Genomic DNA, 23,343 nt, shown 5'->3' with positions numbered 1-23,343 from the left:
CAGCAAGAGGGTGGGCACGGCGCAACTGCGATCTCAAGCGTGAATGGCACGGCTGCGCCTTTGCCCACCCTACGGCTGATGCAGGCGAGTTGCCGATTGAAGCACGCCCAGCCTTGGCTACACCGGCAGCTTCAATTCCATCAGGTCTTTCGCGACCACGATGCGGCCCGTGTAGTTCTTCTTCACGTCCCGCGTCCAGTCCTCGTCCGTCACTTCGGGGTCATCACCGGGCACGAAGTGGCTGAGCACCAGCACCTTCACGCCTGCAGCCGCGGCGATGCGTCCGACGTCTTCCGTGGTCGTGTGACTGTCGAGCAGGTGCTTCTTCAGCGTCGAGCCGTTCTTCGTCTTGGCGACCAGCCGATCGACCGCGGGCACATAGAGGCATTCATGCACGAGAACGTCTGCGCCCTTGGCAAACTCTGCAAGCTTCGGGTTATAGGCCGTGTCGCTCGAGAACACGATCGTGCCCTCGGGCGTCTCGAACTTGTACGCGAAGTTGTCGGTGATCGGCGGATGTGGCGTGCGGAACGCGGTCACCGTCACGTCCGCCGTCTTCAGCACGACGCCGTCCGCGTCGATATCCTTCGCGACCAGGAGTGGCCGCGGATCTGGCCGGCCTTCATCCGCGATGCGGGTGTCGACGTCGAACTTGTTGGTTTCCCAGAAGCTCCTGGTCATCGCCTCCAGGCCCTTCGGTCCGAACGACTGGATCGGCGTCGACAATCCTGCGGCCCAGGCGTTGTAGAACAGATTGCCGTATTCGAGATTGTGATCGGAATGGTGATGGCTGATCAGGATGTACTTGATCGATGGGATCGGAACCCCAGCGCTGACGAGCTGACGGCTGACGCCCATGCCGCAATCGATCACGAACGGCGTGCCGTTGACGACGACGAGATTGGCCGGATTCGAAGCGCCGACGCCGACGCGCGGGCCGCCCTTGGTGCCGAGGAAGACCATCCGCGTGCCGGTCTTCGCGCCTTGCGCGAACGCCGCGGGCGCCGCGATGGCGCCGGCCGTTCCCAGCGCGAGCTTGAGCATTGTTCGCCGATGGATCACGGTGGCCTCCCAGTCTGCTTCGTTGCAGGAAGGCTAACCCCGCCCGAGCACGCCGTCGAGGGCCGGCAGGCCGGCGATCACGGCGATTGCGATCAGCGCATAGCAGATGGCGCGGAACACCTGCTCGCTGGCGCGGCCGAACAGCGACGCGCCGAACGCGACACCGAGCGCGTAGACCGGCCCGATCAGCAGCGAAAGCTTCAGCGAATCCCAGGTGATCAGCCCGCTCATTGCGTAGCTCACCATCGCGAAGAAGTCCGATGCGCCGAAGAACAGCACGATGTTCGCCCGTGCGATCTTTGGCGGGATCGGGCGTCCCAGCCAGTAGCCGACGATCGGCGGGCCCCCGGTCTGCGCCAGTCCGCTGCAGAATCCGGAGATGCAGCCGACAACGACCGACAGCGCGGTGTACTCCCTGCCGCGATAGCGCCAGCCGGACAGCAGCAGCGCAAGCAGCCCGATCACGAAACCGGTGATGATCCAGCGGACGGTGACCGGGTCCAGCCGGCTGAGGAAATAGGTGCCCACGGGCACGCCGACCAGCGCACCCGCGACGATCACCGCGGTGGCCTTGCGGTCGGCCTCGCGCCAGGCCGGCGCCACCATCGGGGCCATCGAGACGAAATCGATCACCAGCAGCAGCGGCGCGACCAGACGGGGCGTCGCAAAGCTGCTCGCGAGCGGCATGAAGATCAGTGCTGCGCCGAAGCCGGAGAAGCCGCGCGCGGTTGCGGCAATGAAGGCGACGATCGCCAGCGCGATCGTCGCGAACAGGCTGAGATCGGCAGGGATGAGCCCGGAGAGGCTCATCCGCGCAACGTGCCGCCGGTCTTCTTGGCTACGTCGGCCGTGATCTTCGCCGCGACCGCGTCGATCTCCTCGTCGGTCATGGTCTTGTCGCGTGGCTGCAGGGTCACGGCGATCGCGATCGACTTCTTGCCGTCCTCGATGCCCTTGCCCTCGTAGACGTCGAACACGGTGACATCGGTGATCAGCTTCTTGTCGACGCCCTGCGCGGCGCGGACGATGTCGCCGGCCTTGACCTTGCGATCGACGATGAAGGCGAAGTCGCGCGACACCGGCTGGAATGCCGAGAGCTCCAGCACCGGCTTGGCGCGGGTCGGCTTCGCCTTGGCCGCCGGAATGCGATCCAGGATCACCTCGAAGGCGACCAGTGGCCCGTCCGCCTTCAGCGCCTCCAGCGTGCGCGGATGCAGCTCGCCGAAATGCCCGAGCACGTTCTGCGGGCCCATCTGGATCGTGCCGGAGCGCCCCGGATGCATCCAGGCCGGCCCGCCGGCGACGATCTGCAGCGAGGCCATCGGCGCGCCGGCCGCCGCGAGCACCGCGAGCGCATCGGCCTTGGCGTCATACGCGTTGGCCGGCTGCGATCCCGTCCAATGCCGGCCGAGTCCCTTCGCCGGCGCGATGCCGCGGCGGATGCCGCTCGCGGCCACGAACTGATCCGTGGGGCCATCGCCCTTGAAGACCTGCCCGACCTCGAAGATCGCGGCATCGCCGAAGCCGCGATCGGCATTGGCCTGCACCGTCGCGGTCAGGCCCGGCAACAGGCTCGGGCGCATGTCCGAGAGATCGGCCGCGATCGGATTGGCGAGAGCGAGCTCGGCCTTGCCGCCGCCGAACAATTCGGCGGCCGGCTTGGAGATGAATGACCACGTCACGGCTTCGACCATGCCGCGCGCGGCCAGCGCGCGCTTGGCGCGCCGCGTGCGCAATTGCAGCGGCGTCAGCACCGGCTTGCGCGGGGCGTCGCCGCGCTCGAACGGCGTCATCGGCACCTTGTCGACGCCGACGATGCGCACGACTTCCTCGACGATATCGGCCTTGCCGTGCACGTCGCTGCGCCAGGACGGCACCGCGACCTTCACGACGGGGCCGTTGCCGGCGACCACGAAGCCGAGATGCGTCAGTATCCGCCGCATCTCGGTCAGCGGCACCTCGATGCCCGCCAGCCGCTTCACCTCGGTCAACGGGAAGTCGACGATGCGGTCATCGCCGAACGGATTGCCGACGACGACAGTCTCCGATGGCGTGCCGCCGCACAGGTCGAGCACGAGCTTGGTCGCCATCTCCAGGCCCGGCACCATGAAGGCCGGATCGACGCCGCGCTCGAAGCGGTAGCGCGCGTCGGAATTGATGCCGAGCTTGCGGCCGGTCTGGGCGATGTTGATCTCGTTCCACAGCGCCGATTCGATCAGCACGTCGGTGGTGCCTTCATCGCAGCCCGAAGCCTCGCCGCCCATGATGCCGGCGAGCGATTCGACACCGGCATCATCGGCGATGACGCACATCGAATGGTCGAGCGTGTAGGTACGGCCGTCGAGCGCGAGCAGGGTCTCGCCGTCACGCGCGCGGCGGACGACCAGATTGCCCTTCACCTTCTTGGCGTCGAACACGTGCAGCGGACGCGCGCGGTCGAAGGTCATGTAGTTGGTGATGTCGACCAGCGCGTTGATCGGGCGTAGGCCGATCGATGTGAGGCGCTGCTGCAGCCACTTCGGCGACGGGCCGTTCTTGACGCCGCGCACCAGTCGCAGCGCGAAGCCGGGACATAGCTTCTCGTCTTCGACCTTGACCTTCACGGGGCAAGGGAATTCGCCTCTGATCGGCTTGATGCCGGGATCTTTCAGCTTGCCCATGTCGGCGGCGGCGAGGTCGCGGGCGATGCCGTGCACGCCGGTGCAGTCCTGGCGGTTCGGCGTCAGGTTGATCTCGAATTGGGGATCGCCGAGCCCGGCCCATTCGGCGTAGGGGGTGCCGATCGGCGCATCCGCCGGCAGCTCCATGATGCCGTCGTGATCGTCGGAGATCTGCAGCTCGGCCGCCGAGCACAGCATGCCGCGGCTCTCGACGCCGCGGATCGTGCCGACCGACAGCGTGATGTTCTTGCCGGGGATGTAGGTGCCCGGCGGCGAGAACACCGACACCAGTCCCGCGCGCGCATTCGGCGCGCCGCACACCACCTGCACCGGCGCGCCACCGTCGCCGGTGTCAACCATGCAGACGCGCAGCCGGTCGGCGTTCGGGTGCTGCTCGGCGGCGACGACGCGCGCGATTTTGTACGGCGCGAGCAGCTTCGCCTTGTCCTCGAGATGCTCGACCTCGAGGCCGATCATCGTGAGCTTGTTGGCGAGCGTCTCGACCGACTCGTCGGTGTCGAGATGGTCCTTCAGCCAGGACAGCGTGAATTTCATGGCTCTTTCCGCTGATTCAGTCCCGTTCCCTCCCCCGCTTGCGGGGGAGGGTCAGGGTGGGGGCTCTCGCCGCAATGGCAGCGGCAATGGTTTCAAGAACGCCGGCGCGATTGGCCAGGACGTCGTTATTGGCAAAGCGCAGGATGTGAAATCCTTTGGCTTCGATCGCAGCTGAGCGTGAAGCGTCGCGCTGTTCGCCTTCAGTTGAGAAGTGCTGTCCGCCATCGAGCTCGATGACGAGACGTGCGGTGTGGCAGACGAAGTCGACGATGTAGCGGTCGATCGGGACCTGACGGCGAAAGCCCGCGCCGAGCAGGCGATGGCCGCGCAGCTCGGACCATAATATTCTCTCGGCATCCGTCGAGTTTTGGCGGAGGGCGCGCGCATTCGTTCGAAGCTTCGGCGAGACTGTCCAGATGGGCTTCTCGTCGTCCATCGACACCTCCTGCGCGGAGAGACCCCCACCCCAGCCCTCCCCCGCAAGCGGGAGAGGGAGTCCGAGCGTTTGCTGAGAGAGGGCGAGGCTCATCACGAGCTCAGCCCTCCGGCCAAGGTCGGCACCTCCAGCGGCTTGAAGCCGTAGTGCGACAGCCAGCGGACATCGCCGTCGAACAGCTGGCGCAGGTCGCTCATGCCGTATTTCAGCATCGCGATGCGGTCGATGCCCATGCCCCAGGCAAAGCCCTGGTATTCGTCGGGATCGATGCCGCAGGCGCGCAGCACGTTCGGGTGCACCATGCCGCAGCCGAGAATCTCCAGCCAGTCCTCGCCCTCGCCGAAGCGGATCTCGCCCTTGTCGCGGCGGCACTGGATGTCGACCTCAAGAGACGGCTCGGTGAACGGGAAGAACGACGGCCGGAATTTCATGTTGATGTGGTCGACCTCGAAGAACGCCTTGCAGAACTCATGCAGGATCCATTTGAGGTGACCGAGATGCGAGCCCTTGTCGATGACGAGGCCCTCGACCTGGTGGAATTGCGGCGTGTGGGTCGCGTCCGAATCGATGCGATAGGTGCGGCCCGGGCAGATCACGCGGATCGGCGGCTTCTGGCTGAGCATGGTCCGCACCTGCACCGGCGAGGTGTGGGTTCGCAGCAGCATGCGCGAGCCGTCCGGCTTCGGATTGAAGAAGAACGTGTCGTGCATCTCCCGCGCCGGATGGCCTTCCGGGAAGTTCAGCTTGGTGAAGTTGTAGTCGTCGGTCTCGACATCCGGGCCTTCCGCGATCGAGAAGCCCATGTCGGCGAAGATCGTGGTCAGCTCGTCCATCACCTGGCTGAGCGGATGGATGCGGCCGGTCTCGGCCGGCGAATCCTGCAGCGGCAGCGTGACGTCGATGGTCTCGGCCGCGAGCCTCGCGTCGAGCGCCGCGGCCTTGAGCACCTCGCGGCGCGCGGTCAGTGCCTGCGTGACCTTGTCCTTGGCGAGGTTGATCGCGGCGCCTTGCGTCTTGCGCTCGTCCGGCGACATCTTGCCGAGCGTCGCCAGCAGCGCCGAGATCGAGCCCTTCTTGCCGAGCGCCGAGACGCGGACGGCTTCCAGTGCGGCCTCATCGCCGGCGGCGGCGATCTGGTCGAGGATCGAGGTTTCGAGCGAGGCGAGGTCGGACACGGTCAAAATCTCCGCGGGACAAAAGGCGGCTGGGTTGTCGCCGCGCGGGCGACACGGGTCAAGCGAAAGCAGGCATGTTGCCGGATAGCAAAAAGCGGCCGAGAGCATCGGCCGCTTTTGAAATCCTCACGATGCGGAGGCGATCAGGCGGCGAGCGCCGCCTTGGCCTTCTCAACGATCGCCTGGAACGCGGCGGGCTCGTTGATCGCGAGATCCGACAGCACCTTGCGGTCGACGGTGATGCCGGACTTCGACAGGCCGTCGATAAATCGGCTGTAGGTGAGCTCGAAGGGACGCACGGCGGCGTTCAGGCGCTGGATCCAGAGCGCGCGGAAGGTGCGCTTCTTGCGCTTGCGATCGCGGAACGCATACTGGCCGGCCTTCTCGACGGCCTGCTTGGCGGTGCGGATCGTGTTCTTGCGGCGGCCGTAATAGCCCTTGGCGGCCTTGAAGACTTTCTTGTGCTTGGCGTGGGCGGTCACACCGCGTTTGACGCGAGACATGCCGGAAATCCTTGGATTCAGAGATGACGATCAGCCGCGGCTTTGAGGCGGCCAGGGTTCGGAAGCGAGAGGCCGGTCAGGCGTTCGGCAAGAAGTACTTCTTGACGTTGTCGCCGTCGGTCTTGAACAGCACGCGGGTGCCGCGCAGCTGCCGGATCTGCTTCTTCGTCCGCTTGATCATGCCGTGGCGCTTGCCGCGCTGGGCGTGCATCACTTTGCCGGTGGCAGTCACCTTGAAGCGCTTTTTGGCGCCGGATTTGGTCTTCAGCTTGGGCATTTGGCTCTCCTTGATGCCAACGGCAAGCCGCCCGCAAAAGCGGCGCCATCCGGCGAAAATGCTCGTTAGAGCGTTGGTTGTGCTCAGGTTTCGGGTCCAAACCAGGACCCACCCGCACAGAAACATCGCCACGGCAGCCCTTGATCAGCCGGGCGACGAAGGCCGCGCTTATGCCAGAGACAAAGCCCGTTGGCAACGTCGAACCACGGAATCGGCTATTCCGACCCATGATCAGCCGACCATGACAGTCGAGGATCGACCATGACCCGCCTCATTCGCCGCGCCATCTCCGCCGCCTTCACGACCGCGCTGCTGACGGGCCTCGCGGGCCTGACGGCAAGGCCGGCGCACGCTGCCGGCTTCGATGGCGCCTGGACCGTGCTCATCATCACCGAGGCCGGCAGTTGCGACCAGGGCTACAGCTTCCCGATCCGGATCAGCGGCGGCCGGGTCCTCTCGAACAGCACCGCCAACATTACCGGCTCGGTTGGCCGCGGCGGCGCCGTCACCGTGCGGGTATCCCAGGGTGGCGCCTCGGCCAGCGGCACCGGCCGGCTTGGCGCCACGTCCGGCGTCGGTCGCTGGAGCGGCAAAGGCTCGTCCGGGACCTGCAGGGGGCGGTGGCAGGCGACGCGGTCCTGACCCGGGACCGCAAGAGCGGCCCTGACGGGCGCCCCAAGAGAAAAGCCCGCCAAACGCGTGGCGGGCCCGGCTTCAGGTGTCGGCGTGCTGGACCTAGCGCGGCGCCAGAACCATGACCACCTGACGTCCCTCGAACCTGGCGTCCTGCTCGACCTTGGCGAACGCCGCCACGTCGGACTTCACCTTGTCGAGCAGCTTGGTGCCGATCTCCTGGTGCGCCATTTCGCGGCCGCGATAGCGCAGCGTGATCTTGACCTTGTCGCCCTCTTCGAAGAACCGCTGCATCGCGCGCATCTTCACGTCGTAGTCGTGGTCGTCGATCATTGGGCGGAGCTTGATCTCCTTGATCTCGACGACCTTCTGCTTCTTGCGGGCCTCGGCGGCCTTCTTCTGCGCCGAATATTTGTACTTCCCGTAGTCCATGATCTTACAGACGGGAGGCGAGTTGTTCGGCGAAATCTCGACCAGATCCATGCCGGCATCAGCGGCCATCTTGATCGCGACAACGGTCTCGACGACACCACGGTTGGTGCCTTCGGCATCGATCAGCTGGATCTGCGCATTGCGAATCTCATCATTGGTACGCGGCCCGTCTTTGACGGCAGCGGGCGGGGCTCGATTGGGGCGGCGAATGGGTAGTGCTCCAAGGTTGTGGAAGAAGGCGGCTAGTTTGGAGGAAGATGCTTTCGCGGGCAAGGTCGCAACGGTCCGGTGCGTCGAAATTCCGCCCGGTCGTCGCGGCTCCTGCGTCGCATGCGCGAGACTTGCGCGTCGATGCATTCCCCCAAGGAAGCCACACGGCCGAGAAATGCGATCAAACTCGCGCTTTTTCGGGCCCTCGTGGTTCCGCCGGGGGACATAGAGTGCGCGGCGCGCTTTCGCAAGCGGCTGCGTCGGGCCGCGCCGATTGACGGAAACGGCCGGTTCGCCCACACAACACCCGACAGCGAGTAACGATCCATGAACCCTGCTGCAGAAAATGCCGATCCGCCCGTCTTCATCGCCGTCGGCGCGGGCGAATCGTCGCGCCGGATCGCGGTGCGGGCGCGGCCAGGCCGTCCGCCCGGGCTGTTCTGGCTCGGTGGCTTCAATTCCGACATGAAAGGCACCAAGGCCCTGGCCCTCGACGCCTGGGCCGCCGAGCGCGGCCGCGCCTGCGTTCGCTTCGACTATTCCGGGCACGGCGAATCCGGCGGACGCTTCGTCGACGGCACCATCAGCCGCTGGCTCGAGGAGAGCGTCGCGGTGTTCCGGCAATTCTGCCGCGGACCCCAGGTCGTGATCGGTTCCTCGATGGGCGGCTGGATGGCGCTGCTGCTGGCGCGCGAGCTGCTCAAGGAGCCGGCCGAAGCAACGCTGGCGGGCCTGGTCCTGATCGCCCCGGCGCCCGATTTCACCGAGGAGCTGATGTGGAAGGGCTTTGCGCCGGCGGTCCGGACCGAGATCGAGACCAACGGCGTCTGGATGCGTCCGTCGGAGTACGGCGAGCCCTATCCCATCACCAGGGCGCTGATCGAGGACGGGCGCAATCATCTCCTGCTCGGCGGTGCCATCAAGGTCGGCTGCCCGGTGCGCATCCTGCAGGGCGCGCAGGACCGAGACGTCCCCTGGCAGCATGCGTTCGCACTGACCCACCGCCTGCCGGCCGAAGACGTGGTGCTGACCATGATCCAGGACGGGGACCACCGGCTGTCGCGTCCGCAGGACATCACGCGTATGCTGGCCGCCGTCGGCGAGATGGGCTGAGGCGGCCGGCTTCAGCATCGCGCCTGCCATTCCGCGCGGACGCTCTCGTCGGTCTCCGACGTCAGCGCCGCCTTAGCACGCCGCGCGTAAGCAGCCTCGTCGAGCAGCCAAGCGAGCGCCCAGGCGGCGGCACCGCGCACCAGCGGACTCGGATCGGCGGCCAGCCGCTCGGCTGACGACGTCAGCGCCACATCGCCCGAGTTGCCGATCGCGATCAGCACGTTGCGCAGGAAGCGGTCGCGGCCGATGCGCTTGATCGGCGATTTCGCGAACAGTGCGCGGAACGCGGCATCGTCGAGCGCCGCCAGCTCCGCCAGCGAAGGCGCGCGCAACGCGTCGCGCGCCGCCAGCTTCGCCTCGCGTCCCGCCTGCGCGAACTTGTTCCAGGGACAGGCGGCGAGGCAGTCGTCGCAGCCATAGATGCGGTTGCCCAGCGCCTTGCGGAACTCGCGCGGGATCGGCCCCTTGTTCTCGATCGTCAGATACGAGATGCAGCGCCGCGCATCGAGGCTGTAGGGAGCCGGGAACGCCGCGGTCGGGCAGCTGTCGAGGCAGGCCCGGCACGAGCCGCAATGATCCCGCTCCGGCGCGTCCGCCGGCAGCGCCAGCGTCGTGTAGATGGCGCCGAGGAACAGCCAGGAGCCGAAGCCGCGCGACACCAAGTTGGTGTGCTTGCCCTGCCAGCCGAGCCCGGCCGCTTCGGCCAGCGGCTTCTCCATGACGGCCGCGGTGTCGACGAACACCTTCACATCACAGCCGGCCTGCGCGACCAGCCAGCGAGCGAGCGCCTTGAGGTTCTTCTTGATGACGTCGTGATAATCGTCCCCGCGGGCATAGACCGAAATCGCAGCATTGCTGCGCCGGGACAGGACCGCGCGAGGGTCCTCGTCGGGGCCGTAATTGACGCCGAGCATGATGATGCTGCGGACCTCGCGCCACAGCGTGGTGGGATCGGTGCGGCGGGACGGCTCGCGCGCCAGCCAGTCCATGTCGCCGTGCTGGCCGGCGGCGAGGAAGCGTTCGAACGCAGCGGCCCGTTCGGCACTCACGACCGGGGCGGTGATACCGACGACATCGAAGCCCAGCCGTTGCGCCTCGGCGGCCAGCGCCGCCTTCAACGTCACCGGCGTGGGCCTAGCGGCGCTCAGAAGTCCAGATCCACATAGGTGCGCGACGCCGGCACGCCCGCCAGCCAGTCGGAGAGCAGCGGCCGGAACGACGGCCGCGACTTCACCCGCGCGTACCACGCCTTCGCGGCGTCGTCCTCGATCCATGGCACGTCGCCCAGATAGTCGATCGCCGACAGATGCGCGGCGGCGGCGAGGTCGGCATAGGTCAGGCGGTCGCCAGCCAGGAAATTGCGCCGCTGCGCCAGCCAGCCGATATAGGCGAGATGATAGCGCACATTGGTCTTGGCGGCGCGAATCACGTCGGTCGACGGCGGCCCGCCGCCATCCTCCTCGCTCATGAAGCGCTTGTAGATGCGCTCGGTGACCAGCAGGTTCGAGGCCTCCTCGAAGAACTTGGTGTTGAACCAGTCCATCAGTCGGCGCACCTCGATGCGCTCGGCCGCCGAGGCCGGCATCAGCCGGCGATCACCCATCTCGGGCCCGCAGGTCTCGTCGATGAATTCGGCGATCACGCCGACACCGGGCACCGGCGGCAGGCCTTCGACCGACAGCACCGGCGTGGTGGCCGCGGGATTGAGCACGAGAAACGCCTCGCGGCGCTCCCAGGCGCGTTCCTCCACCAGGCGCAGATCGAGCCCGTATTCGCCGAGCACCAGCCGGACGAAGCGTGAATGCGGGCAGAAGGGATGGTGGTAGAGCGTGTACATGGAGCCTTTCGACGATTCCGCAGCTACGGCGCTTAACGAACAATCAACCATCGGTTCGCACCGACGCCTCGTCCCGATACCGGCGCGCGGGTGCGCTCGCGAATCGGACCATTAGCGCATGGTCGGCGAAAGTGTAAGCAGTAGGGCGACGGGCGGTCATGCGGGAAACGGCGCTTTCGGGAACAGCGATCAGCGCGCCCGATCCGCTGTCCGGCATTGCCTCGTTCCGATTCGCATGGCCGATCACACGCCGGTTCATTCATCGGATGTGGCCGGTTCGAGCGCTTTTTGCAATTGCGGGCGGGGGCCGAATAGGCGAGAAGGGCGGCGTTTTGCCGGCCATCCAGGATCCGATCAATGATGTCAGATACGCTGCGGGCGGTGCTTCTCGGCATCGTTGAGGGCGTCACCGAGTTTCTTCCCGTATCCTCGACGGGCCATCTGCTGCTCGCCGAGCGCTTTTTCGGGCTCGGCGACGAGGGGTTCTGGAAGAGCTTTGCGATCCTGATCCAGCTCGGCGCCATCCTCGCCATCGTTGCGCTGTACTTCTTCAAGCTGTACCGCGTCGCGATCGGCGCGCTGACGAACCCTGACGACCGCCGCTTCATCATCGGCGTGCTGATCGCCTTCCTGCCCGCGGTCATCATCGGCCTCATCGCCGGCAAGTACATCAAGGCGCTCCTGTTCGATCCCTGGGTCGTGTGCTTCTCGCTGATCGTCGGCGGCGCCATCCTGCTGTGGGTCGATCAGATCGATCTCAAGCCGCGGGAGCACGACGCCACGCGCTATCCGCTGATGATGTATCTGTGGATCGGCGTCGCGCAGTGCGTCGCCATGATCCCCGGCGTGTCGCGCTCGGGCGCCACCATCGTGGCGGCGATGCTGCTCGGCGGCGACAAGCGCTCGGCCGCGGAGTTCTCCTTCTTCCTGGCGATCCCGACCATGGTCGGCGCCTTCGTCTACGACTTCTACAAGAGCCGCGCCGAGATGACGGCGGACCATCTCGGTCTGATCGCGATCGGCTTCGTCGTCTCCTTCATCACCGCGATGATCGTGGTGAAGGCCTTCCTCGGCTACGTCACCCGCCACGGCTTCGTGCTGTTCGCCTGGTGGCGCGTCATCGTCGGCACCCTCGGCCTGATCGCGCTGGCGCTGGGGAAGTGAGCTGAGCCCCAGCTCCATCCACCGTCATTGCGAGCGTAAGCGAAGCAATCCAGTGTGGTGTCCGGGACTCTGGATTGTTTCGTCGCTTCGCTCCTCGCAATTACGAGGACCAGCAGTCGTGGCTTCACGCGTTCTTGCGCTGGAACTGGCCGGACGGACGGAAGCGCCAGAGATATTGCGGGGCGATCGCCTCGAGTGAATCCGGCGTGATGCCAAGGCCCTGCAGCGTCAGCCCCGCCGCCTTCGCCGCTTCCGACACCACGTTGTCATGACGCAGCAGCTCGACCTGGTCCGGCGTCAGCTTCAGCGGCCCCGGCGCGAACTGCAGGATTGCGGCCTGGAGTTTGGCGAGCCCGAACGGCAGCGGCAGCAGCGCGCGGTCGCGGTCGGTGATGTCGAGGATGATTTTCAGGATTTCCCGGAAGCTCAGCACCTCGGGCCCGCCGAGCTCGTAGGTCGCGCCCGGCTGCGCCTTGCCGTCGACCGCATCGGCCACCGCGGTGGCGACGTCGCCGACATAGACCGGCTGCATCTTCGTCTCGCCGCCGCCGATCAGCGGCAGGAACGGCGAGATCCGCGCCAGCCCCGCAAAGCGGTTGGTGAACTGGTCCTCGGGGCCGAACACGACCGAGGGGCGCATGATCACGGCCTCGGGCACCGCGGCCAGCACGGCGGCCTCGCCGGCCGCCTTGGCGCGGGCATAGCTCGACGCCGACTCTGCGTCGGCGCCGATCGCCGAGACGTGCACCATGCGGGCGCCAGCGGCGGCCGCCGCCTTGGCGACGGTGGCGGCGCCCTCGGCCTGTACGGCCTCGAAGGTCTGCGCGCCGCTCTCGGTCAGGACGCCGACGAGATTGATCGCGACATGGCTGTCACGCAGCGCTGATGCGACCGAGTCGGGATAGCGCAGATTGGCCTGTACGGCGTGGATCTGGCCGACCCGGCCGAGCGGCTGCAGATGGCCCGCCAGCTCCGGCCGACGCACCGCGACGCGGATGCGGTAGTCGCGCTTGGCCAGCGCCCGGACCACGTTGCGCCCGACGAAGCCGGAGCCGCCGAAGACGGTAACCAATGTGTCCAGATTCGATGCCATGGAATGAGTCCTGGGATTGCCGGGCGGTCGGTCCGCCCCGGACGAGATAGCTGTCAGCGGCGATTCGCACCCCGCGGCCCGCCATCCTGGGCCGCTGTATAGCCCATCGCCCGCACCGCGGAAAAGGGAGCCGTGTTTTTGCGCATGGGGTGAGAAAAATTGTCATCTTGGGCGTTCAGCGGTTTGACAAGCGCCCGTTCGATCCGTACACAGCGCCCCCATGCCCAGGTGGCGGAATTGGTAGACGCGCTGGCTTCAGGTGCCAGTGGCTTAACGGCCGTGAAGGTTCGAGTCCTTTCCTGGGCACCATTTTTGGTGGTGACCTCCCCCGCACAGAACTCTGTGACAGACGACGGCGCTGATGCGCCTCGCGATCTGATTGGGTGGCATCGATTTAGCTGATGTCTTCGCGACATCAGCGACACGCTCGTCCCCGAGCCAGCCGATAATCCTCCTTTCAACGCCCGTGATGTAGCCGCTGCTGCCGGCTGCGAGCCTCCACCCTCCCCTGGAGGGGGAGGGTCGATCGCGCGCGAAGCGGGCGAGCGGGGTGGGGCGATCTCTCCACGCACGCCAGCGCCAGAGGAGAGATCACCCCACCCCGCCTCACGTTTCGCTTCGCTCTCCGTGAGGCGACCCTCCCCCTCCAGGGGAGGGTGGGCACCGCCTTCGTGTCGAGTGATCGCCATGACCGCCGTGGTCTTTCTCGTTTAGGGCAAGACCTATCAGCCTCGCGGCGCGCTTTGCGCCCGAGCTGTGCTGATCGTCTCGCCCTCGAAATCATGAGGGCGCAGGGAGAGCCGGGTGCCGACCGCACCCATGGCCCGCCAGCGAAGGAAAATGCTGGCGGCAGGAACCACAGGTACGCGCCGGATCATCCGGCCCTCCCTGCGCGATTGGTTTTAACGGCTGCTTCGCGTTCTCCCTGGTGCGCCGGGCTTGTTGGCCACCATCCCCACGCGAAGCGAAAGCTTCGTCATGAGTTGATATCAGCGTCGGGATATCAGGACCGCGCGACTTGACCGTGCGTGCATCCTTGTTCGTCCGCGCGAACTCAATCACGCTGCAACGACACACGCCCATCGCATCCCACTGCCAACGTCTCGTGACGGTCGCGACACGCCCCTCATGCGGCAGCAGGGACGCGCGGAAATGTGCAGGTGATTTGCCCGACGGCGCAAGCCCGGATGCTGCGACAGACTGGCACGACGGGCAATTTGCGCATGACAGGCATGCCATCTCCACCGTGATTGCGAGCGAAGCAATCCAGAGCCACGGGTGTCGCCCGGGATCGCTTCGTCGCTTCGCTCCTCACAATGATGGTGGTGAGCACTACGCCCCGAGCTGGCTTAGGAGCAACCTCACCTATCAACTTGCATTGGCGCACAGGATTAGCACGTGAGTTCGGCGCAGAGCTTTCGCTTCACCACCGGTGTCGTCCCCACGAACGCGGGGACCCATACCACGCAGGCGGTACGTTCCGCGCGACTCGTCGCAGCCGGTGACCATCTGTCTCGGATCGGCGCCCGCCGACGCGTTGCGTCGGCGAGCTTATCGGCGACGACAGAGGATGTCGTTGTCAGCTGGCCGTCACAGGCGCAGTTCGCCCGTCCAGGGCAGGCCGACAAAGCCCGATGGGCGGGTCATGCCGTGCGTGATGCCGCGATCACGCGCGCCAGCACTGGCCAATACAGATCGCCATAGCCCGCCTCGATCGCCTCTCCGAGTCGCCTGTCGGCAAGCTCCGCGCCCGGCAGGTCGATCTGCACGGACCTGGCGAGATCGAGAGCATAGCCGATGTCCTTGCGCGCATATTCGGTCGAGAACGCCCGCTTCGGATATGTGTCGGGCAGCATCGCCTTCATGCCGTGGTTGCGCAGCGCGAAGCTGTCGGCCGAGCCTTTGGCCAGGGTCTCGAACAGCAGCGTGGCATCGAGGCCAGCGCGCTTGGCAGTCTCCAGCGCTTCGCCGAGCGCCACCACGGTCTGCATCAGCACCATGTTGTTGAGGATCTTCACGACCTGGCCGGCGCCCACGCCGCCGCAATGGGTGATGTCGGTCGCGAACATCGCGAACAGCGGCCGCAGTCTCTCGAACGTCGCCGCGTCGGCCCCCACCATCACGCTCAGCGTGCCGTCCTCGGCCGCCTGCCGGGTGCGGGCGATCGGCGCATCCGCGTAGGCGGCGCCCTTGGCCGCGAAACGCTCGGCGAGCTCCCGGCTGGCCTGCACCGGCGAGGTGCCGAGGTCCACGATGGTGTGACGCGCCTCCACGTGGCGGAGCAGGCCGTCATCGCCGTCGCACACCGCTTGGACATGCTTGCCGCTCGGCAACGCCATGAAGATCACGTCGGTCTGGCGCGCCAGCTCCGCGAGCGACACGGCACGCTTGACGCCGACGGCGGCGAGGCGCTGCAGCGGCGCGTCCGCACGATCGAAGCCGAGCACCGGGACGCCTGACTTGAGGGCTAGGTTGCGGCACATCGGCTCGCCCATGACGCCTAACCCGATAAATCCGATCGCCCCCATTGCAAGTTCCTCTTCATTCGGACCTGCCTGTTCAATCGACCATGGCGCCGCGCTGCAGGTTGGCCCAGTCCCGTTCCGGATAGTCGTCTGAATAGTCGCAGGTGTCGATCGAGCAGACGATCCTACCGCTCATGCCGGTGACACGGATCTCGTCGCCGAGCCTGGCGATCTGACCGTCAGGGGAGCGCATCTGGTTCGTCCTTGCGCTCGGGACCGGGTGGGTTGCGAAAAGGATACACGGTGATGCCGATAGCCGCGCCGAGCGTTGCGATCCGCAGCAGCAGGTCGGCGGGGATGGTGGTGTCGAGCGCGGGGAAGTCGCGGCCGCCTTCGAAGCCATAGGAGAACGTGCGCGACGTGCAGCTGTCCCACAGCTCCCTCGGGGTCTGGGGCAGCGATTCGATCAGCGTAAGGAATTGCTCGGTGGATGTGGTCGGATGCGGGGATCCTGTATCGTTGATCTCCAGCACCAGCAGAAACTCCTGCTCATGCTCCTCATGATGCAGGACATGCGCGTTCTGATGCAGATGCGCGATCAGCGGCGAGAAGTCGGACTTCGACTTCAGGACGAGATCGAGATTCAGGAAATGCGAGAGTGCGGCCATGCTCGCTCGCGCGGGTTGCTGCGGACGACGGGTGTCGAAGCTCCGCGAGCGCTAGCGGCAAGTCGGGACCGAACGCATCGGGATGCGGCCAAGGTTCGCCGGCCGAAGCCGGCGAACCTTCAGACCGCTATCCCTTATACCCCATCAGCAGCCGCGGCAGCCACAGCGAGAACGCCGGCACGTAGGTCACGAACATCAGGGCTGCGATCAGGGCGGCGTAGAACGGCAGGATGGTGCGCATGACGGCGCCGACCGAGATGCCGCCGATGGCGCAGCCGACGAACTGCGTGGTGCCGACCGGCGGGGTGTTGAGGCCCAGCGCGCAGTTGATCAGCATCAGCATGCCGAACTGCACCGGATCCATGCCCGCCTTCATCGCGATCGGCAGGAAGATCGGGGTGCAGATCAGGATGGTCGCCGCCATGTCCATGAACGTGCCGAGCAGGAACAGGATGACGTTGATCAGCAGGAAGATCATCCAGGGCTGCGTCGACACCTTGCTCATCAGGTCGCCGGCGAAATCGGCGACCTCGTACAATCCCATCAGGTACTGGAACATGGTGGAGACGCCGATCAAGAGCAGCACCACGCCGGTCGTCTTGACCGCCTTGGCGGCGGCCCGCAGGAAGTTCTGCAAGGTCATCGTGCGGTAGATGAAGAACGTCAGCAGGATCGTGTAGGTGACGGCGACGGCCGCGGACTCGGTGGCCGTGAACACGCCGGACAGGATGCCCGCCAGGATGATGCCGACGATCAAGAGGCCGGGCAGCGCCGCCGCGAACGAGCGGAACACTTCCGCCCAGCCCGGAAACTTGCCGGCGGGATAGCCGCGCTTCACGGCGACCGCGTAGGCCGCGACCAGCATGCAGACCATCAGCACGAGCGCCGGCAGAAGACCGGCGGCGATCAGCGCGCCGATCGACACCTTGCCGCCGGCGGCGAGCGCATAGATGATCATGTTGTGGCTGGTCGGCATCAGAGCGCCGACCAGCGAGGCGTGGGTGGTGACGTTGACGGCGTAGTCGGTGTCGAACCCTTCCTTCTTCATCATCGGGATCATCACCGCGCCCATCGCCGACACGTCGGCCACGGGAGAGCCGGAGACGCCGCCGAACAGCGTGCAGGCGACGACGTTCGACATGCCGAGCCCGCCGCGAATGTGACCGACGAGATTCTTGGCGAGCTGCACGATCTTGTCGGCGACGCCGCCATGCAGCATCAGCTCGCCGCTGAAGACGAAGAACGGGATGGCGAGGAACGAGAAGATGTTCATCCCCGACATCATCTGCTGGAAGATGACGGCAACCGGCAGGCCTTCATAGAGGATGGTGCAGATCGCCGAGAGGCCGATCGCAAACGCAACGGGAACGCCGAGGACCAGGAAGCCGAAGAAGGTGACGCCGAGAATAATCAGTTCCATGAGGGGACGACCTCTTCGCCGCGCAAGAGAGCAATAATGTGCTCGATGGAAAACATGACGATCAGGATTCCCGAAGCGATCAGCGGCACGTAGCGGACGACTTCGGGCAGGCCGAGATTGGCGATCTTCACGGTGCCCACGGAGGCGCCGAGGATCCAGCCGTTGTAGGCCATCGCGACGCCGAACATCGCGACCAGCACGTGGATGACGAGCTCGATCTTTTCCCGCATATGATCCGGCAGCATCACGAGGAGGCTGTCCATGCCGATATGGCCGGCGTCGCGAACGCCGACGGCGGCGCCGATCAGCGTGACATAGAGGATCAGGACCAGCGCCAGGTTCTCGGTCCAGGTCGGGCTGGAGTTGAGAACGTAGCGTCCGAACACCTGGTAGAACACGATGGTGACGATGACGAGCAGGCCGGCGACGGACAGATACATGCCCAAGCGCGCGATGATGGCGTTGATCCGCGTCAGCGGGCCGCGCGACGGGTGCCCCTCCGGCTGCTCGTGGTCTGCGACGTGTGGGTCTGTCATTCCCGTCCCTCTCCCCTGCCTGCGTCCGGCGTCGCCGCGTGGCGACGCCGGGGCCGGCTACTCTTGCTTGGTGATTGTTACTTCGCGGCTGTGACTTCGTGTCCGCTACTTCGTGTCCTGGATGCGCTTGACGAGGCTCGAGAGCTTCTCGTCGCCGGCGAACTTCTGGTACACCGGCTTCATCGCGTCGACGAATTCCTGCTTGTTGGCGATCGTCACGACCTGGACGCCAGCGGCCTCGACGGTCTTGCGGGAGGTCTGCTCGCGCTCGTCCCAGAGCTTGCGCATGACCGGCACGGATTCCTTTGCCGCCTTGCGGATCATCGCCTGATCCTCCTTGCTCAAGGTGTCCCAGACCTTCTTGGACATCACGAGGACTTCGGGCGCCAGCGAGTGCTCGGTGACGTTGTAGAACTTGGCGGCCTCGAAGTGGCGCGAGGATTCGTAGGACGGCCAGTTGTTCTCGGCGGCGTCGACGAGGCCGGTCTTGAGCGCGGTGTAGACCTCGCCATAGGGCATCGGGGTCGGGTTGGCGCCGAGGCTCTGGATCATGCCGACCCAGAGGTCGGACTGCTGGACGCGGATCTTCAGGCCCTTGAGGTCGGCGAGCGACTTCACCGGCGCCTTGACCGTGTAGATCGAGCGCGCGCCGCTGTCATAATAAGCCAGGCCGACCAGGCCGGCGGGCTCCATGGCCGCCAGGATCTCGTCGCCGATCGGCCCGTCCAGGACGTTGCGCATGTGCTGCGTGTCGCGGAACACGAAGGGCAGGCACAGCGCGACGGTCTCCGGCACGAAATTGTTGAGCGGTGAGGAGTTGATCCGCATCATGTCGAGCGCGCCGATCTTGAGCTGCTCGATCGTGTCCTTCTCGGAGCCGAGGGCGCCGTTCGGAAACACCTTGACGCCGAGCTTGCCGCCGCTCGCGGCGGCGAGCTGCTTGCCCATGAACTTGACGGCTTCGACGGTCGGATAATCGGCGGGGTGCACGTCGGCGGAGCGGAAATCGCGCGCGGTCGCCAGCGGCGACGAGACCGCCAGCACAGCGGCCGCAATGATACCTGTAAGTGCCTTCATCTTGGCTTCCTCCTCAATTGATTATGTCGTTGTTGGGCAGATGCTGCAGACCGCCTTGGGTCGCTGCGCTCCAGATGCGAAGTCATGCGACAATATCACGCGTAGGGCCAGTGGCTATTTCTGTCCAAGCCAAAGGCGGCATCGATCAATGCAAGAGTTGCATCGATCGATCGGGTGCGATCTGGCGCGATGCAACCAGCGGGTCGACGGCCCTCAATGACGACGGCGCCGCCTCGAACGGCCGCGGAGACACTGCCGGCGCCACCTCAGATGCGATCACTTGAGATGCGATCACTTGGCCCTGTCCGGCCCTTGCGCCCGGGCGGCGGGGCTGGCATTCCCACGGCTGATCTCCGGACCGGCCCGGCGCGTTTGCCGGTTGGTTACCAGCGCCGGGCTACAGCCGGTTCCCGAGCGCTTCCCGCGGCGTTGCTCCGGCCCGTCGCGTCCGATTTCGATTCGACGAGGTTTTGAGAGCCATGACCGTACGCCTGCACCGCGGCGACCTGCCTGATCTTTCCCGCTATACCTCGTCGGTCGCGATCGACACCGAGACGATGGGGCTCAATCCGCACCGCGACCGGCTGTGCGTGGTGCAGCTGTCGCCCGGCGACGGCTCGGCCGACGTGGTGCAGATTCCCAAGGGGCACACCGACGCGCCGAACCTGAAGGCGCTGCTCGGCAACCCGGACATCACCAAAATCTTCCACTTCGCGCGCTTCGATGTCGCGGCGCTGTTTCACGCGTTCGGGGTGATGCCGCAGCCGGTCTATTGCACCAAGATCGCCTCGCGGCTGGCGCGCACCTATACCGACCGCCATGGCCTGAAGGATCTCGTGCGCGAGCTGCTCAACGTCGATCTCTCCAAGCAGCAGCAGTCGAGCGACTGGGGCGCCGAGCAGCTCAGCGAGCCGCAGCTCGCGTATGCCGCCTCCGACGTGCTGCATCTGCATGCGCTGCGCGAAAAGCTCGACGGGATGCTGGCGCGCGAAGGGCGGTTGGCGCTGGCGCAGGCCTGTTTCGCGTTCCTGCCCCACCGCGCGACGCTCGATCTGGGCGGATTCGAGGCCGAGGACATCTTCGCGCATTCCTGAAGCCGGCGAATCGCGGGCGCGTTCACGATCATTAATGTCTCGTAATGATCGCAAGCCGCCCCGCGTCGCGATTTCGCGCCAGTTCCAGGCTGCAATGGTGAAGGCGTCCATGGTAGGATGGGCGCTGTTTCGCGCGCCTCCCCGTGTCCGTCGGAGCCCTGGTGAACTCGGTCCACAACCCCGCCTATGACCCCACCCTGCAGGCGCGCTTCGCGGTCGCGGCGCGCCACAGCCGCTTCGTGCGCGTGCTGCGGGTCGCGGTGCCGGCGGCGGTCGGACTGGCGATGGCGGTCGTGATCGGCATCGCGCTGTTCAATCCGTTCCACATGGAGATCAACACCCCGAATCTCACCGGCAACCTCGTCATCTCCGGCCGCAAGATCACGATGGAGACGCCGCATCTGACCGGCTTCACGCCGGACCAGCGGCCGTATGATCTCGTCGCCCGCAGCGCGGTGCAGGACCTCACCGATCCCGATCACGTCGAGCTCAACATCCTCCGCGCCAAGGTGCTGATGGAGGATCAGTCGACGGTGACCTTGAAGGCGAATACCGGCGTGTTCGACACCAAGCAGCAGCAGCTCGAGCTGACGAAGGATATCCTGCTGACGACGTCGACGGGCTACGAGGCGCGGCTGAGCCGGGCCTCGGTCGACATGGCCAAGGGCACCGTGAGCTCGGACGAGCGCGTCGACGTCAAGCTCACCAACGGTACGCTCTCCGCCGACCGCCTGCGCATCACCGACAATGGCGAGGTCATCCGCTTCGAGGGCAATGTGATGATGAACCTCGACAACATGAATGCCGCTCCGGCCACGACGGCGAGCGCCGATCCCGGCCGTCCGGCCCGCAACGTGAAGTGACCTCATGACCACGTGCCGTTTCATTTCCGTAGCGATTCGCGGCGCCGGCTTCGCCGCGCTGGCGTTGCTCGCGCTTGCCGACTCATCGCAGGCGCAGAGCGCGACCACCGGCGTGCCCAACGCGCTGCAGGGGTTCTCGCAGAATCGCGACCAGCCGATCCAGATCGAGGCCGCCGCGCTCGAGATGCGCGACAAGAAGAAGGAGGCGACCTTCACCGGCAACGTCAAGGTCGTGCAGGGCGACACCACCATGACCTCGAAGTCGCTGGTGGTGTTCTACGACGGCGGCGCCCAGCCGGGCGGCGCCAAGGCGACCAAGGCCACGCCGGCGGCGACGCCTGGGCCGGACGGCAGCTCGGCGATCCGCCGTCTCGAGGCGCGCGGCGACGTCAAGGTGACCCAGAAGGATCAGGTCGTGACCGGCGAGACCGCGGTCTACGACACCAAGACCAACATGATCTCGATGCAGGGCGGCGTGGTGCTGACCCAGTGCAAGAACGTGATGCGCGGCGACCGGCTGACGGTGGACATGACCACCGGCGTGTCGCGCGTCGAATCCGACAGCGGGCGCGGCGTCCAGGTGCTGCTGCCGCAGGCGGGCGCGGGCACAGGCGCCGGCGGCGGCTGCGGTCCGTCGACGGCCTCGGCTCCGGGCAGCGCCGCGCCGCTGCAGCTCGGTCCAGGCAAATCGAAGTGACTTCAATTATTTAGCAAAACGCCGGCGGCCCAGTTGAACCGCGCCGCTGCTGCCTCTATCTAGCGAGCGGGCGGTTCTGTCGCAGGACCGATGCAACGGGAGGCCGTGGAGCCCGTTGCGTGGCTGCGAAAGAGTGATGCCGGACACGATTGCGATCTTGCGATCGGTCGCCTGCGTGGCGACCGCGACTTCGCCGTCAGACGACAAACTCCGAAGCGCGGCCTGCCGCGCTTTGGCCGGCCTCGCGCTCCCTGTGATCCGCGAGAGGTGAGATGCGTTCGCTCGCGGTGAGCGGGCGAGCCAGCGCTGCGGTCGATGACGGGCAGCCTCGAAGGGCGTAAGCGAAGCGGGGATGGTGGATCTACTCGGCATGTTTCGTGGGCGTCCCGCCAAGCGCGGCCAGCGAGGCTCCTCGCGCCGGCGCGACGACATCACGGCCATGGACGATCCGTTCGGCAATTCCTACAGCGATGATCCGCTCGCCGCGCTCGCCGACTCCGTGCGCGATGAAACGGTGCCGCGCATCAATCCGCGCTCGCCGCAGAACACCGAGCAGATCCAACGCAAGCGGCCGGCCTCGCAGCCGACGCCGGCCAAGCCGCGCAACAATGGCGCGGGGGGCGGTCCGCAACTGCTGCGCCGGCCGGGCTTCCTCGCCGTGCATTCGATCGAGAAGAGCTTTGGCAGCCGCCAAGTCGTGCGCGGCGTGTCGATCTACGTCCGCCGCGGCGAGGCCGTCGGCCTGCTCGGGCCGAACGGCGCCGGCAAGACCACCGTGTTCTACATGATCACCGGCCTGATCAAGGCCGATCGCGGCGCCATCGAGCTCGATGGCCATGACGTGACGCGGCTGCCGATGTATCAGCGCGCGCGGCTCGGCATCGGCTACCTGCCGCAGGAGGCTTCGATCTTCCGCGGCCTCACCGTCGAGCAGAACATCCGCGCCGTGCTCGAAGTGGTCGAGCCCTCGCGCAAGAAGCGCGAGCGCGAGCTCGACGCGCTGCTGGAAGAATTCACCATCACGCGGCTGCGCAAGTCGCCGTCGATCGCACTGTCCGGCGGCGAGCGTCGCCGCGTGGAGATCGCCCGCGCGCTGGCGACGCGCCCGAACTACATGCTGCTCGACGAGCCGTTCGCCGGCATCGATCCGATCGCGGTCGGCGACATCCAGCAGCTGGTGCGCCATCTCACCAACCGCGGCATCGGCGTGCTCATCACCGACCATAACGTCCGCGAGACGCTCGGCCTCACCGACCGCGCCTACATTGTGTACGCGGGGCAGATTCTCACCGAAGGCAGCCCGGAGGAGATCGTCGCCGATCCCGACGTGCGCCGGCTGTATCTCGGTGAGGAATTCCGGCTGTAGGATTGCC

The 23,343-nt window shown here is 66.2% G+C and carries 24 protein-coding genes and 1 tRNA gene; 8 read left to right on the top strand and 17 right to left on the bottom strand.

Annotated features, from left to right (window positions below):
• Nucleotides 1–117 precede the first annotated feature (117 nt).
• The 7 genes from ACQR03_RS14305 to rpmI all read right to left on the bottom strand — a co-directional run bounded on the left by ACQR03_RS14305 (nucleotide 118) and on the right by rpmI (nucleotide 6,668).
• Nucleotides 118–1,062, bottom strand: a complete 945-nt coding sequence (locus tag ACQR03_RS14305) for an MBL fold metallo-hydrolase (RefSeq protein WP_315750484.1) — start codon at nucleotides 1,060–1,062, stop codon at nucleotides 118–120.
• Between the two features lie 33 nt (nucleotides 1,063–1,095).
• Entirely contained in the window at nucleotides 1,096–1,872 is a 777-nt protein-coding gene (locus ACQR03_RS14300; protein WP_315750483.1) for a sulfite exporter TauE/SafE family protein, read from the bottom strand.
• Nucleotides 1,869–4,277, bottom strand: a complete 2,409-nt coding sequence (gene pheT / locus ACQR03_RS14295) for a phenylalanine--tRNA ligase subunit beta (protein WP_434841485.1) — start codon at nucleotides 4,275–4,277, stop codon at nucleotides 1,869–1,871. The genes ACQR03_RS14300 and pheT overlap by 4 nt, the downstream gene beginning before the upstream one ends.
• 16 nt (nucleotides 4,278–4,293) lie before the next feature.
• On the bottom strand, nucleotides 4,294–4,713 hold the full coding sequence (locus tag ACQR03_RS14290) for an endonuclease domain-containing protein (protein ID WP_315716850.1): 420 nt from the start codon (nucleotides 4,711–4,713) through the stop codon (nucleotides 4,294–4,296).
• 92 nt (nucleotides 4,714–4,805) lie between these two features.
• Complete coding sequence (pheS, locus tag ACQR03_RS14285; RefSeq protein WP_434841484.1) at nucleotides 4,806–5,888, bottom strand: phenylalanine--tRNA ligase subunit alpha; 1,083 nt, start codon at nucleotides 5,886–5,888, stop codon at nucleotides 4,806–4,808.
• Nucleotides 5,889–6,031: 143 nt separating this feature from the next.
• Nucleotides 6,032–6,391: a 50S ribosomal protein L20 gene (gene rplT / locus ACQR03_RS14280; RefSeq protein WP_012040570.1), complete on the bottom strand. Its 360-nt coding sequence runs from the start codon at nucleotides 6,389–6,391 to the stop codon at nucleotides 6,032–6,034.
• A gap of 76 nt (nucleotides 6,392–6,467) precedes the next feature.
• The gene (gene rpmI / locus ACQR03_RS14275) at nucleotides 6,468–6,668 is read right to left on the bottom strand and encodes a 50S ribosomal protein L35 (RefSeq protein WP_008539890.1); all 201 of its coding nucleotides are present in this window, start codon (nucleotides 6,666–6,668) and stop codon (nucleotides 6,468–6,470) included.
• Between the two features lie 261 nt (nucleotides 6,669–6,929).
• Here rpmI and ACQR03_RS14270 point away from each other — a divergent pair, with 261 nt between their 5' ends.
• Nucleotides 6,930–7,310 (top strand): hypothetical protein, encoded by a 381-nt coding sequence (locus ACQR03_RS14270; protein ID WP_316173494.1) that lies wholly within the window; start codon nucleotides 6,930–6,932, stop codon nucleotides 7,308–7,310.
• A gap of 93 nt (nucleotides 7,311–7,403) precedes the next feature.
• On the opposite strand, the gene infC is transcribed toward ACQR03_RS14270, so the two are convergent.
• The gene (gene infC / locus ACQR03_RS14265) at nucleotides 7,404–7,943 is read right to left on the bottom strand and encodes a translation initiation factor IF-3 (RefSeq protein ID WP_315716960.1); all 540 of its coding nucleotides are present in this window, start codon (nucleotides 7,941–7,943) and stop codon (nucleotides 7,404–7,406) included.
• Between the two features lie 327 nt (nucleotides 7,944–8,270).
• Here infC and ACQR03_RS14260 point away from each other — a divergent pair, with 327 nt between their 5' ends.
• A complete protein-coding gene (locus ACQR03_RS14260) occupies nucleotides 8,271–9,056 on the top strand; it encodes an alpha/beta hydrolase (protein WP_315750480.1) in 786 nt (261 codons plus the stop codon).
• Between the two features lie 11 nt (nucleotides 9,057–9,067).
• Here the strand turns inward: ACQR03_RS14260 and queG are convergent, their stop codons facing one another.
• The gene (queG, locus tag ACQR03_RS14255) at nucleotides 9,068–10,252 is read right to left on the bottom strand and encodes a tRNA epoxyqueuosine(34) reductase QueG (protein WP_434841504.1); all 1,185 of its coding nucleotides are present in this window, start codon (nucleotides 10,250–10,252) and stop codon (nucleotides 9,068–9,070) included.
• Nucleotides 10,201–10,893: a glutathione S-transferase family protein gene (locus ACQR03_RS14250; RefSeq protein WP_315716854.1), complete on the bottom strand. Its 693-nt coding sequence runs from the start codon at nucleotides 10,891–10,893 to the stop codon at nucleotides 10,201–10,203. Before ACQR03_RS14250 ends, queG begins: the two co-directional genes overlap by 52 nt.
• A gap of 357 nt (nucleotides 10,894–11,250) precedes the next feature.
• On the opposite strand from ACQR03_RS14250, the gene ACQR03_RS14245 reads away from it, so the two are divergent.
• Nucleotides 11,251–12,057 carry an undecaprenyl-diphosphate phosphatase gene (locus ACQR03_RS14245; protein ID WP_315716855.1) on the top strand — a complete coding sequence of 269 codons (807 nt, stop codon included), beginning with the start codon at nucleotides 11,251–11,253 and terminating at the stop codon, nucleotides 12,055–12,057.
• Nucleotides 12,058–12,181: 124 nt separating this feature from the next.
• Here ACQR03_RS14245 and ACQR03_RS14240 read toward each other — a convergent pair whose 3' ends face one another.
• The gene (locus tag ACQR03_RS14240) at nucleotides 12,182–13,150 is read right to left on the bottom strand and encodes a complex I NDUFA9 subunit family protein (RefSeq protein WP_316173498.1); all 969 of its coding nucleotides are present in this window, start codon (nucleotides 13,148–13,150) and stop codon (nucleotides 12,182–12,184) included.
• A 222-nt stretch (nucleotides 13,151–13,372) separates the two neighbouring features.
• On the opposite strand from ACQR03_RS14240, the gene ACQR03_RS14235 reads away from it, so the two are divergent.
• Nucleotides 13,373–13,459: transfer RNA gene (locus ACQR03_RS14235), tRNA-Leu, on the top strand.
• 1,334 nt (nucleotides 13,460–14,793) lie between these two features.
• On the opposite strand, the gene ACQR03_RS14230 is transcribed toward ACQR03_RS14235, so the two are convergent.
• The 6 genes from ACQR03_RS14230 to ACQR03_RS14205 form a co-directional block, all read right to left on the bottom strand.
• Complete coding sequence (locus ACQR03_RS14230; protein WP_434841483.1) at nucleotides 14,794–15,678, bottom strand: NAD(P)-dependent oxidoreductase; 885 nt, start codon at nucleotides 15,676–15,678, stop codon at nucleotides 14,794–14,796.
• 31 nt (nucleotides 15,679–15,709) lie between these two features.
• Complete coding sequence (locus ACQR03_RS14225) at nucleotides 15,710–15,868, bottom strand: hypothetical protein (protein WP_315750477.1); 159 nt, start codon at nucleotides 15,866–15,868, stop codon at nucleotides 15,710–15,712.
• A complete protein-coding gene (locus tag ACQR03_RS14220) occupies nucleotides 15,855–16,283 on the bottom strand; it encodes a hypothetical protein (protein WP_315750476.1) in 429 nt (142 codons plus the stop codon). Before ACQR03_RS14220 ends, ACQR03_RS14225 begins: the two co-directional genes overlap by 14 nt.
• A 127-nt stretch (nucleotides 16,284–16,410) precedes the next feature.
• Nucleotides 16,411–17,703: a TRAP transporter large permease gene (locus ACQR03_RS14215; protein WP_315716864.1), complete on the bottom strand. Its 1,293-nt coding sequence runs from the start codon at nucleotides 17,701–17,703 to the stop codon at nucleotides 16,411–16,413.
• Nucleotides 17,694–18,239: a TRAP transporter small permease gene (locus ACQR03_RS14210; RefSeq protein WP_315750475.1), complete on the bottom strand. Its 546-nt coding sequence runs from the start codon at nucleotides 18,237–18,239 to the stop codon at nucleotides 17,694–17,696. The genes ACQR03_RS14215 and ACQR03_RS14210 overlap by 10 nt, the downstream gene beginning before the upstream one ends.
• A gap of 105 nt (nucleotides 18,240–18,344) precedes the next feature.
• A complete protein-coding gene (locus tag ACQR03_RS14205) occupies nucleotides 18,345–19,316 on the bottom strand; it encodes a TRAP transporter substrate-binding protein (RefSeq protein WP_315716866.1) in 972 nt (323 codons plus the stop codon).
• A 479-nt stretch (nucleotides 19,317–19,795) separates the two neighbouring features.
• Here ACQR03_RS14205 and ACQR03_RS14200 point away from each other — a divergent pair, with 479 nt between their 5' ends.
• From ACQR03_RS14200 to lptB, 4 genes are all read left to right on the top strand, one after another.
• On the top strand, nucleotides 19,796–20,410 hold the full coding sequence (locus ACQR03_RS14200) for a ribonuclease D (protein ID WP_315716867.1): 615 nt from the start codon (nucleotides 19,796–19,798) through the stop codon (nucleotides 20,408–20,410).
• A gap of 161 nt (nucleotides 20,411–20,571) precedes the next feature.
• The gene (gene lptC / locus ACQR03_RS14195) at nucleotides 20,572–21,273 is read left to right on the top strand and encodes an LPS export ABC transporter periplasmic protein LptC (RefSeq protein WP_315716868.1); all 702 of its coding nucleotides are present in this window, start codon (nucleotides 20,572–20,574) and stop codon (nucleotides 21,271–21,273) included.
• 4 nt (nucleotides 21,274–21,277) lie between these two features.
• Entirely contained in the window at nucleotides 21,278–21,970 is a 693-nt protein-coding gene (locus ACQR03_RS14190) for an LptA/OstA family protein (RefSeq protein WP_315716869.1), read from the top strand.
• Nucleotides 21,971–22,322: 352 nt separating this feature from the next.
• Nucleotides 22,323–23,336 carry an LPS export ABC transporter ATP-binding protein gene (gene lptB / locus ACQR03_RS14185; protein WP_434841482.1) on the top strand — a complete coding sequence of 338 codons (1,014 nt, stop codon included), beginning with the start codon at nucleotides 22,323–22,325 and terminating at the stop codon, nucleotides 23,334–23,336.
• Nucleotides 23,337–23,343 lie beyond the last annotated feature (7 nt).

The organism is Bradyrhizobium sp. HKCCYLS3070 (assembly GCF_051167575.1).
Classification (GTDB): domain Bacteria; phylum Pseudomonadota; class Alphaproteobacteria; order Rhizobiales; family Xanthobacteraceae; genus Bradyrhizobium.
The sequence above is the reverse complement of the archived record's forward strand: the minus strand, read 5'-3'. Positions and strand labels throughout refer to the sequence as shown.

Excerpts from the sequence above, each read along its gene's own strand:
- ACQR03_RS14300 (WP_315750483.1), bottom strand. The coding sequence starts at position 1,872 with ATGAGCCTCTCCGGGCTCATCCCTGCCGATCTCAGCCTGTTCGCGACG.
- pheT (WP_434841485.1), bottom strand. The coding sequence starts at position 4,277 with ATGAAATTCACGCTGTCCTGGCTGAAGGACCATCTCGACACCGACGAG.
- ACQR03_RS14290 (WP_315716850.1), bottom strand. The coding sequence starts at position 4,713 with ATGGACGACGAGAAGCCCATCTGGACAGTCTCGCCGAAGCTTCGAACG.
- rplT (WP_012040570.1), bottom strand. The coding sequence starts at position 6,391 with ATGTCTCGCGTCAAACGCGGTGTGACCGCCCACGCCAAGCACAAGAAA.
- rpmI (WP_008539890.1), bottom strand. The coding sequence starts at position 6,668 with ATGCCCAAGCTGAAGACCAAATCCGGCGCCAAAAAGCGCTTCAAGGTG.
- ACQR03_RS14270 (WP_316173494.1), top strand. The coding sequence starts at position 6,930 with ATGACCCGCCTCATTCGCCGCGCCATCTCCGCCGCCTTCACGACCGCG.
- ACQR03_RS14260 (WP_315750480.1), top strand. The coding sequence starts at position 8,271 with ATGAACCCTGCTGCAGAAAATGCCGATCCGCCCGTCTTCATCGCCGTC.
- ACQR03_RS14250 (WP_315716854.1), bottom strand. The coding sequence starts at position 10,893 with ATGTACACGCTCTACCACCATCCCTTCTGCCCGCATTCACGCTTCGTC.
- ACQR03_RS14245 (WP_315716855.1), top strand. The coding sequence starts at position 11,251 with ATGATGTCAGATACGCTGCGGGCGGTGCTTCTCGGCATCGTTGAGGGC.
- ACQR03_RS14240 (WP_316173498.1), bottom strand. The coding sequence starts at position 13,150 with ATGGCATCGAATCTGGACACATTGGTTACCGTCTTCGGCGGCTCCGGC.
- ACQR03_RS14230 (WP_434841483.1), bottom strand. The coding sequence starts at position 15,678 with ATGGGGGCGATCGGATTTATCGGGTTAGGCGTCATGGGCGAGCCGATG.
- ACQR03_RS14225 (WP_315750477.1), bottom strand. The coding sequence starts at position 15,868 with ATGCGCTCCCCTGACGGTCAGATCGCCAGGCTCGGCGACGAGATCCGT.
- ACQR03_RS14220 (WP_315750476.1), bottom strand. The coding sequence starts at position 16,283 with ATGGCCGCACTCTCGCATTTCCTGAATCTCGATCTCGTCCTGAAGTCG.
- ACQR03_RS14215 (WP_315716864.1), bottom strand. The coding sequence starts at position 17,703 with ATGGAACTGATTATTCTCGGCGTCACCTTCTTCGGCTTCCTGGTCCTC.
- ACQR03_RS14210 (WP_315750475.1), bottom strand. The coding sequence starts at position 18,239 with ATGACAGACCCACACGTCGCAGACCACGAGCAGCCGGAGGGGCACCCG.
- ACQR03_RS14205 (WP_315716866.1), bottom strand. The coding sequence starts at position 19,316 with ATGAAGGCACTTACAGGTATCATTGCGGCCGCTGTGCTGGCGGTCTCG.
- ACQR03_RS14200 (WP_315716867.1), top strand. The coding sequence starts at position 19,796 with ATGACCGTACGCCTGCACCGCGGCGACCTGCCTGATCTTTCCCGCTAT.
- ACQR03_RS14190 (WP_315716869.1), top strand. The coding sequence starts at position 21,278 with ATGACCACGTGCCGTTTCATTTCCGTAGCGATTCGCGGCGCCGGCTTC.
- lptB (WP_434841482.1), top strand. The coding sequence starts at position 22,323 with ATGGTGGATCTACTCGGCATGTTTCGTGGGCGTCCCGCCAAGCGCGGC.